This window comes from Parafrankia sp. FMc2 (genome assembly GCF_041008525.1).
GTDB lineage: Bacteria > Actinomycetota > Actinomycetes > Frankiales > Frankiaceae > Parafrankia.
Window position 1 is genome coordinate 1 of sequence record NZ_JBFLUG010000211.1, and the last position, 8,839, is coordinate 8,839.

Sequence of the window (8,839 nt, forward strand, 5' to 3'; positions counted from 1 at the left end):
AACACACAAGCCCTGGCCATGGACGGGGGTTAAAAAATATGGCACTGACTATTCGGTACGCTGTTGAGTTCTCAAGGAGCAGATGCTTCCGGCTCTTGCCCTTCGGCGTTCCCCGGAGCTTCTTTAACTTACCTGCCGTTTTCCGCCGGTGTCAAATCGCTGTTCTGGCGATTTGCCCTTCGGCTTCCGCCTTATCCGTTTCGACCTTTCGGTCCCGGCTGCGGCGACTCGGTAAAGCTACCGAGGCATTCGGGGTTGTGTCAAATCGCTCCGGCTCGGCCGGCGACTGCCACCTTTCCCTACGGTACCGCACCGTCCGAGAGCCGCTTACCTCGGGGGGTCCGTCCGCGCCCAGGGTCCCGGCACGTCCGCTGACGCGTAGGCGATGGGTCGGAGCCGGGCTTCTGGTGGGGCTGTGTAGAGAGACGGGGACGCGGCCGGGCGTCTCGTGGGTGTGGGTACGACACCCGAGATCATGAAGGTTACGTGGGCCGCCGCCGCGACCAGCCCGGGAACCGGTACGCGGCGGCGGGTCGCGGTCGACGGCAGGACCCTGCGAGGCTCCCGTACCGGCGACCGCTGCGGGTGGCCCTCTGCTCTCCGCGCTCGACCATGGCACCGGCGTCGTGCTCGGCCAGGTCGCGGTGGACGCGAGATCGAACGAGATCCCCGCGCTGCCCGCCCGGCTCGCGGACCTCGACCTGACCGGCGAGATCGTCACCGTGGACGCTCTTCATACCCAGACCGAGACCGCCCGCTGGCTGATCGGCCGCGGAGCGCACTACGTGCTCACGGTCAAAGCGAACCAGCCCAGCCTGCATGCCCCCAGCCCTGCCCTGGCGCCAGGTGACGACCACCACACGCACCGTCGAGCGTGGCCACGGCCGCCGCGAGCGGCGCACCGGCCGGGGTGGACGGCCCGGTCCAGTACTGGCCGCGGGTGACCGCGGCGGCGCTCTACCTGTACGCGGGACCTGTACGCGGGCCAGCTCCTGTCGAAGGACCGGACCGCGACCGCGCTGGGTGTGCTGGTCGGGATTCCCCTGTCGGCGACGATCAACCAGCCGCTCCCGATCTACACCACCTGGAGGAACTCACCGTTTATATGTCATCGCCCCTTTCACCGAGAGGGTTCAACCGAGGAGGCTCGCAACCATGGGGGCTGGGACGGCCCTGACCGGCAGGTCGAGCTCGAGGACGGATTTGGTCGCGAGGATGCCGCGGCCGTACTTCGCTTCGATGCGACGCGCCTCCGCCCGCCAGCCGCTGTCGATCCACGTGGATTCGATGGGGGTCGTCGTCATCGGACCGGCTTCGCTGGGAATCCACACCGGGCCGAGGTCGATCTCATTACCGGAACCGGTCCGGACATAGCCGATCGTGTCGTCGGCGATCCAGCGTCCTTCATCGATCTGATCGATGGCGCGGGCGAGCGTGACAGCGAGCGTCATCTCGCTCAACGCGGTGAAGTCGGGGCGAGGCAGGCCTGGGCTGGTCAGCGCCGGCACCCACGCCAGGATCGGATCGGTGAGGTACAGCTTGGGCTGGGTCCCGGCGACAACCCGGCCGTCATCGCCGCGCTGACGGCAGCGCAACGCGGCATGCGAGTGACCAGGCGGATGATCCTGCGCTCGAACAGGTCACGGTTCGGGTAGCCGAGGTCCGAAGCAGTCGCCGTGAGATTCAGGGGACTCGTCATACGTTCGGCGATGCCGCCGAGCAGCAGCGGAACGGAGTCGGTAGGCGCGTCCGGGTCGACGTCCGCACGCAGCCAGGCGAGCAGGTCTCGCAGGTAGGCAGGGCTGACCGCGCCGGTGCGCTGGTGTTCAGCGACCGCACGGGGAAAACCGCCGAAGCACCGTCGAGCTCCCCGGGATGGGTGACCGGCGGTAGAGGCAGCTGGGGACGGGTCGCGACGAGGTAGTCACGGAAGCCCATCGGGAGGAGCTGGCGAATGCGGTGCCCGCTGCCGGAACCGGCTCGGCCGGCGAAGAGGTTGCCCTGCACGTCCTCGGTGCTCACCCAGCGGCTGCCGGTGGCGACGACGGTGACGACGGTGACGACGGTGACGTCACCGAAGTCACCAGTGTCGCGAGCAGCTTTCAGGACGCTGCTCCAGCCGGTGATTCCGGAGATCTCGTCCAGCAGCCACACCCGACGCCGGCGGGTCGGTGCGTCCACTGACCGGGTCAGTGCACGACCCAGCGTCAGCAGCCGCCGCAGGTCGCGTGCGGCCATGCCGTCGCAGGACACGTAGATCACCTGCCGCGGATCCACGTCGGGGTGAGCGCGCAGGCGCGCCGCGGCGTCCAGGACGGCAACCGTCTTGCCGGCTCACCGCGGCCCGGTCACCACGGTGAGGGTGCCGTCGGGCGGAGCCTGGGCAATGTCGTCGAGGACACGCGTCCGGTAGCCGAGGTCGTAGCCGGCCCGGTCACGCAGCGCGCGGTTGGCTTCCGTCCACGCCGTCGGATCCGTGCCGGCAGCCGCGCTCGCCCACCACGGGTTCGCATCGGCGAGGATGCGCCGCGGCTCATCGTCTCGCATAGCCAGGACGCTACTCAGCAACACCTCGGAGGGAGGGGGGTAGAGCCATCCTCGACACCGCAGAAGAGGGGGGTACGGCGGTACCCGACACCACACGAGGGGATGCCCGGCGACGACGTCCTGCGGGTCGGCGCCGGGTCCGGTGTTCCGATCGCCCAGAGGGTTCGTCACCGTATGGAGCGCGGCGAAGAACGCTGCGGAGCACTACCGGTCATCGCGCGACGCTCCATACATCCACGTCATCGGTCGTCCCCACCCGGCGGGTCTGCCTCGTGCTGACCGGTACGAACGTCCGCGCCGGGCGTCGTGAACATCTGGTAGACGGGGCGCAGCTCCTCGCGGAGGTCACCGAACGGTTCCACCACCAGCGGCCCGCACAGCTGCAGCAGGATGTCGGGGCGCCCTGCCGGAACGTGCTGATCGGGCGCGGAGCCCCGGCCGGCGGGGACTCGCGATGACCGGCCGGTGGAAACCGGCGATGAGCGGCCGGCGGGGACCGGCGACGTCCAGAAGGCGGACAGGGCGGTCGGCAGCGGTTCCGCGGTTCCGCCGGCCAGGCCTGTGCCCGGGGAGGCCGGGGTGGCAGGGTCTGACGCCGGGGAGCCGGGCGGGTTGATCGCAGCCGGTGCCCCTCCCTGGCCTACCGGCCAGGAACAGGAGCGCCTGCCTGTTTCCTCGGTGTGGGAGATGGATCGCGGGCGGCGGCGCCGGATCTCGGCGAGCAGCGCGTCGCGTTCCCTGCCGCGCAACGCGAGCAGCGCGAACGGGTCGAGGTTGATCGTGTCGGCGAGCTGGTGGCAGGCCGCCACGAGATGCGCGCACGGCCGCTGCCAGTCGGTGCACGTGCAGTCCATCGCCAGGTCGTCGGCACGCTGGGGAAACAGGGAGAGTCCGAGCGCGGCGAAGACGTCCTCGAGATCCGCGGGCATCGAGCCGGCCAGCAGTGCGGCGGCATACCGAGCCTCGGCAGCGAGGGCGTCCTCGAGGCGACCCCAGGCGGCGTCACCGAACGTCCGGACGGCGAGCCGGGGCTTGTACAGCTCCTCACCACGGTCGCGGACCATCGCGACGACGAGGTTGCCGGATCGCCGCACGCTCAGCACCGACTCGGTGCGCATCAGGGCGCGGCCGGCACGCAGCGGCTCGGGCAGGCTCATGCCCTCGATCAGCGCGAGGAACCGCGACGACCACCAGGCCCGGCGACGGTCAGTCATCGACGGCCTCGGGGGCGAGGGCGACGAGATCCCACAGCTCGTCGGTGGACAGCGACGCCAGCCAACTCTCCCCGCCACCGACGACCGTCCGCGCCAGCGCGGCCTTGTCGACGAGGATCCGGTCGATCCGCTCCTCCAGGGTGCCCATGCACAGCAGGGTGCGGACCCACACGTCGCGCCGCTGCCCGATGCGGTGAGCGCGGTCCGTCGCCTGCGCCTCCACCGCCGGGTTCCACCACCGGTCGATGTGGATGACGTGGTTCGCGGCAGTCAGATTGATGCCATTGCCACCGGCCCTGAGAGAAAGCAGGAAGACACCTGGGCCGCGCTGGGTCTGGAAACGTTCGACGAGTGCGTCCCGTTCGGCGGCGCGCAGGCCGCCGTGCAGGAACGAGACGTCGACCCCGAGCCGGGTGGAGAGGTGGGGCGCGAGCATCGCGCCGAAGCGGGCGAACTGGGTGAAGCAGAGCGCTCGCTCGCCGTCCGCGACGATTCCGGTGAGCAGGTCCTCCAGCCGGGCGAGCTTGCCGGACCGGCCGGGCAGCGCCGAGGAGTCCCCCAGCAGGTGGGCCGGGTGGTTGCAGACCTGCTTGAGTCTCGTCATCGCCGCGAGGACGACGCCGTTGCGGCGCACGGTGGACGAGGCATCCCGCAGCCGCTCCATCATGTCGTCGACGACCGCCCGGTACAGCGACGCCTGCTCCGCCGTCAGTGTGCACAGCTGGCGCAGCTCCACCTTGGACGGCAGGTCACGCAGCACCGCCGGGTCGGACTTCACCCGGCGCAGCACGACGGGGCGGATCCGTCGGCGCAGCCGGGCGGTCGCGTCCGTGTCGCCGTACCGCTCGATCGGCACGGCGTAGCGGGCGCGGAAGGAGGCGGCCGAGCCGAGCAGTCCGGGGTTGACCGCATGCATGATCGACCACAGGTCGCCGAGCCGGTTCTCCACCGGGGTGCCGGTCAGAGCGATCCGGTGGCGGGCGGTCAGCTGACGGACGGCGCGGGCCTGCGCGGTCGCCGAGTTCTTGATCTGCTGGGCCTCGTCGAGGACGATCCGCTCCCAGGTGACCGCGCGGAACTCGTCGATGTCCCGGGTGAGCCGCGGGTAGGTCGTGAGAACCAGGTCATGCCCGGACGACGCCTCGGCGACGTCCACGCCTGCCGCTCGCCGGCGGGCCTCGTGGTGGGTGTGGACGGTCAGGCCGGGCGCGACCCGCGCCGCCTCGCGCCGCCAGTTCCCCAGCACCGAGGTAGGGCAGACGACGAGGGTCGGCCCCCGGCGCGCGGCGGCCCGGGCGCGCAGCTCCAGCGCCAGGACCTGGATGGTCTTGCCCAGGCCCATGTCGTCGGCGAGGACGGCACCCACGCCGAGCCGGTCGAGCAGGGCGAGCCAGGCGAGGCCGTCCATCTGGTACGGGCGCAGCCGCACGCCCAGCCCGGCCGGCAGGTCGCCACCCGATCCGGCACCGGCACCGGCACCGGGCCCTGGCCCGGTGCCCGGCTGGTCGGCGGGACCGGATGAACCGGAAGGGCTGGATGAACCGGATGGGCCGGTGAGCAGCGCGCCGAGCCAGCCGTCCGCCATCACCTCGACGTCCGCGCCGGATGCGTCGTCGCTGCCGGGGCCGAGACCGGTGTGGGCGAGTGCCTCGCCGACGGTCATCCGGCCGCCGGCTGTCTGCCGGGCCAGGTCCAGGCCGGCGAGCTGGCCGGGGTCCACCCGCGTCCACCTGCCCCGGACCTTGACGAGCTCGGCCCTGGCCTTCGCGAGCCCCTCGAGCTCGGCGCGGCTCAGCTCGACGCCGCCGAGGCTGACGGCCCAGCGGAAGTCGACGATCTGGCCGAGGTCCGTCGTGACGTCACGCAGAATCGGCGCCACCGGGTTCACCGCCCGCACCGTGAGCCGGGACGCCAGGCGCGCCGGCCTCGTCCACCACGATGGCACGAACACCCCGAAGCCCTCCTGCTCGAGGGCGCCGGCGACGTCCAGGAACCGCTGCGCCTGTTCGACGGTCAGGTCGAGGCCGGCCGGGCGGGCCTCGTGCAGCGCCCGGTCCAGCGCCGGCCACACGGCGGCAGCCCGTCCTAGCCCACCAAGCAGCGACTTCTCGGCGTCGGTGGTCCACGCGGCAGGCCCGGCGGGCCGACGGCGCCAGATCTGGCTGGCCGGCACCTGGACGCCGGGATCGTCGACCGCCTGGAGCAGGAAGTCGACCCGCCAGGCGTCGTCATCGCCCGGGGACGTCCGCGACAGCGCGCCCGGCTCCCCCAGCCGGAAACAGACCCGCATCGGGGACGTCCACCTGCCGCCCGCACGCCACGTCTCGACCTTCGCGGCAAGCTCGCGGGCCGCGCCGCCGGTGGCGGTGAAGTGCGGGGCAGCCTCGGAGCCGTCGGTGCCGTCGAGGGCACGCAGCCAGCCGGCCGCCGCCCGGGCCAGCGAGGATCGCCGCGCTCCCGGGGCGCGTGCCGCAGGACGGGCAGCAGGCCGAAGCCGGCCACGCACGTGGGTCTCCACACGATGGTCCAGCGCGGCGCCCAACGCCTCGGCCGGATCGCTCCCCGCGGCCTGACCCACAGTCGTCTGATCCGCGGTCGTCTGATCCGCGGTCGTCGGGCCCTCAGTCACTGGGCCCGCGGCAGCCCGGAACGCTGGCGGCATCGTCGCGAGCAGCTCGTCGAACCGGTCGGCATCCGGCCCGGTGAGGACGGGTGACCAGCGGGCCAGGGGCCGCGCCCCGTCCCAGCCGACCGCAGGGAGGACCCGCCCGCGGTCGACCAGATCCACCGCGAAGGCATCGACGGCCAGTAGGAACAGCGCGGACGCCCCGAGTTCGAACGCCTCGCCGGGTTCCCACCACGAGCCTCCGGGCGCGGGCGGGACGTCAGGACGGATCGTGTCGACCAGCCAGCGGCGGAGGACCGGACTGTGGGCACCCGCGGCTGCCCCCTCCCCCGCTGGCCCAGGTGCGTCGTCCGCCAGCGCCAGCGCCGTTGCCCTCGCCGATGCCAGCTCCGGCGACGGCAGCGGCCCGGCGGCCGTACTCGGCAGCAGCACCGCAAGCCGCCCGCCCATGGCGGACCCGCCGGTGGCGAGCGGCGCCAGCTCTGCGGCAATCGCCGCAAAGGGATGCGGATGCGGTGACGGCGCTGGCCCCCGCGGCGTCTGCTCCCACCGCCGCGTGTCCTCAGCCCACAGCCAGGCACCGCCGGTAGGCGCGCAGATGCCGTGCACAACCAGCATCGGCACTCCCCGGAGCCCCGCGCTCGGATATCCCCACAGGGCTCACCGGCGAGCTTACGTAAGCATCGGACGGCCCCGCGGGGCGCCGACCGGGCATCCGGGGCCACGCGGCGATCTGGCCCGGCTGCTGCTCGCGCCAGGCTGCTCCTGGCGAGGTGCCCGCCGCCCGCCGCCCGCCGAGGAGGCGACGCTGGCCTCCGTCACCGATCTCGACGGCCATACCATCACCCTGATCGAGAAGCCGTCGGTCTGACGGCTCGAGCCTGACCCGGAGGGCTGCGCCAGATGAGCCACTACGACCTGATCGTCCTCGGCGCGGGCAGCGGCAACATGCTGCCCGGTGACGATCTGCGTCACCTGCGCACAGCGATCGTCGAACCGGACCGCTTCGGCGGCACCTGTCTCAACCGGGGCTGCATTCCCACGAAGATGTTCGTGGTCGCCGCCGAGGCGGCGTCGAATGCCCGCGCCGCCGCCCGGCTGGGCATCCACGCGACCGTCGACACGGTCAACTGGAAGGAGATCCGGGACCGGATCTTCGGGCGGATCGACCCGCTACACGAGAAGGCGCTCGCCTACCGGCGCGAGAACGGGATCGACGTGTACACCGAGCCGGCCCGTTTCGTCGCCCCGAAGACCGTGCTCGTCGGATCCGAACGGCTCACCGCCGACACCTTCGTCGTCGCCGCCGGCTCACGGCCGAAGCTGCCGCCGATTCCCGGACTGTCGGACGTCCCTTACCACACGTCCGACACCGTGATGAGAATCGACGAGATCCCCACGTCGGTTCTCATCGTCGGGGGTGGGTTCATCGCGGCGGAGTTCGGCCACGTTTTCGCCTCGTTCGGCTCGCAGGTGACCATCGTCCAGAGCGGGCCGCGGCTGCTCATGGCCGAGGACGAACAGGTCTCAGCGGCGTTCACCGAAGCCGCCGACCATCGCCACCGCCTGTTCCTCGAGGCTCAGGTCAGCGCCGTCCGCCCGGACGGCGCCGGGATCACGGCCACCGTGGCCGGCCCGGCCGGCGAGGTCGACGTCCACGCGGACCTGCTCCTGATCTGCACGGGACGCCGGCCCAACACCGACCTGATCAACGCGGCAGCCGGCGGCCTCACTCTGGACGAGCACGGCCACGTGGTCACTGACGAGGCGTACCGCACCGGTGTTCCCGGCGTCTGGGCACTCGGCGACGTCGCCAACCACTTCCAGCTCAAGCACATGGCCAACGCCGAGGTACGCGTCGTCGCGCACAACCTCCAGCACCCCGGCGCGGAGCGCGGGCTGACCAGCCCGGTCGCTCCCCATGCGGTGTTCACCGAACCGCAGATCGCCAGCGTCGGCCTCACCGAACAGGACGCCCGCACCCGCAATGTGGACCATGTGGTGGCCCTGCGGCGGTACTCCGACACCGCCTACGGCTGGGCGCTCGAGGACACGACCGGCTTCGCGAAACTCCTCGTCGACCCCACCGCACGGACCCTGCTGGGCGCCCACATCTTCGGCCCACACGCCGCCCTCCTCATCCAGCCACTCATCCAGGCGATGTCACTGGGCCAGACCGTCGACCAGATCGCCCGAGACGTCCTCTACATCCACCCAGCCCTCACCGAACTCATCGAACAGGCCCTCCTCGACGTACCGTCGCCCGCGAGAACCGAACACTCGTGACCGGAGGCGCCCATACACCGGCCTCGACGCACGGCCGGCTACAGAATTTGAATGGTCGGGGTCTGTTTGATCACATCCGGTCTGTCCGGGTATGACCCGGCCGTGCTCAGCCCTTGTAGCGGGCATGAGGTATGCGGATGGTGGCGGGCTTACCGCGCAGGGTCGT

6 protein-coding genes and 1 pseudogene are annotated in these 8,839 nt (G+C 71.5%); 2 read left to right on the forward strand and 5 right to left on the reverse strand.

Annotated elements, in window-relative coordinates:
• Positions 1-644: 644 nt before the first annotated feature.
• Positions 645-944: a transposase gene (locus tag AB1460_RS34090; protein WP_368966430.1), complete on the forward strand. Its 300-nt coding sequence runs from the start codon at positions 645-647 to the stop codon at positions 942-944.
• Between the two features lie 189 nt (positions 945-1,133).
• Here AB1460_RS34090 and AB1460_RS34095 read toward each other — a convergent pair whose 3' ends face one another.
• From AB1460_RS34095 to AB1460_RS34115, 5 genes and pseudogenes are all read right to left on the reverse strand, one after another.
• The gene (locus tag AB1460_RS34095; protein ID WP_368966432.1) at positions 1,134-1,508 is read right to left on the reverse strand and encodes a hypothetical protein; all 375 of its coding nucleotides are present in this window, start codon (positions 1,506-1,508) and stop codon (positions 1,134-1,136) included.
• A 187-nt stretch (positions 1,509-1,695) separates the two neighbouring features.
• Positions 1,696-2,322, reverse strand: a pseudogene (locus tag AB1460_RS34100) (AAA family ATPase); the annotation flags it as partial.
• Between the two features lie 12 nt (positions 2,323-2,334).
• Positions 2,335-2,547, reverse strand: a complete 213-nt coding sequence (locus tag AB1460_RS34105) for a hypothetical protein (RefSeq protein ID WP_368966434.1) — start codon at positions 2,545-2,547, stop codon at positions 2,335-2,337.
• A 239-nt stretch (positions 2,548-2,786) separates the two neighbouring features.
• A complete protein-coding gene (locus tag AB1460_RS34110) occupies positions 2,787-3,761 on the reverse strand; it encodes a hypothetical protein (protein WP_368966436.1) in 975 nt (324 codons plus the stop codon).
• The gene (locus AB1460_RS34115) at positions 3,754-7,005 is read right to left on the reverse strand and encodes a DEAD/DEAH box helicase (RefSeq protein ID WP_368966437.1); all 3,252 of its coding nucleotides are present in this window, start codon (positions 7,003-7,005) and stop codon (positions 3,754-3,756) included. The genes AB1460_RS34110 and AB1460_RS34115 overlap by 8 nt, the downstream gene beginning before the upstream one ends.
• A gap of 285 nt (positions 7,006-7,290) precedes the next feature.
• On the opposite strand from AB1460_RS34115, the gene AB1460_RS34120 reads away from it, so the two are divergent.
• The gene (locus AB1460_RS34120) at positions 7,291-8,673 is read left to right on the forward strand and encodes a mycothione reductase (RefSeq protein WP_368966439.1); all 1,383 of its coding nucleotides are present in this window, start codon (positions 7,291-7,293) and stop codon (positions 8,671-8,673) included.
• The last annotated feature ends 166 nt before the right edge of the window (positions 8,674-8,839 follow it).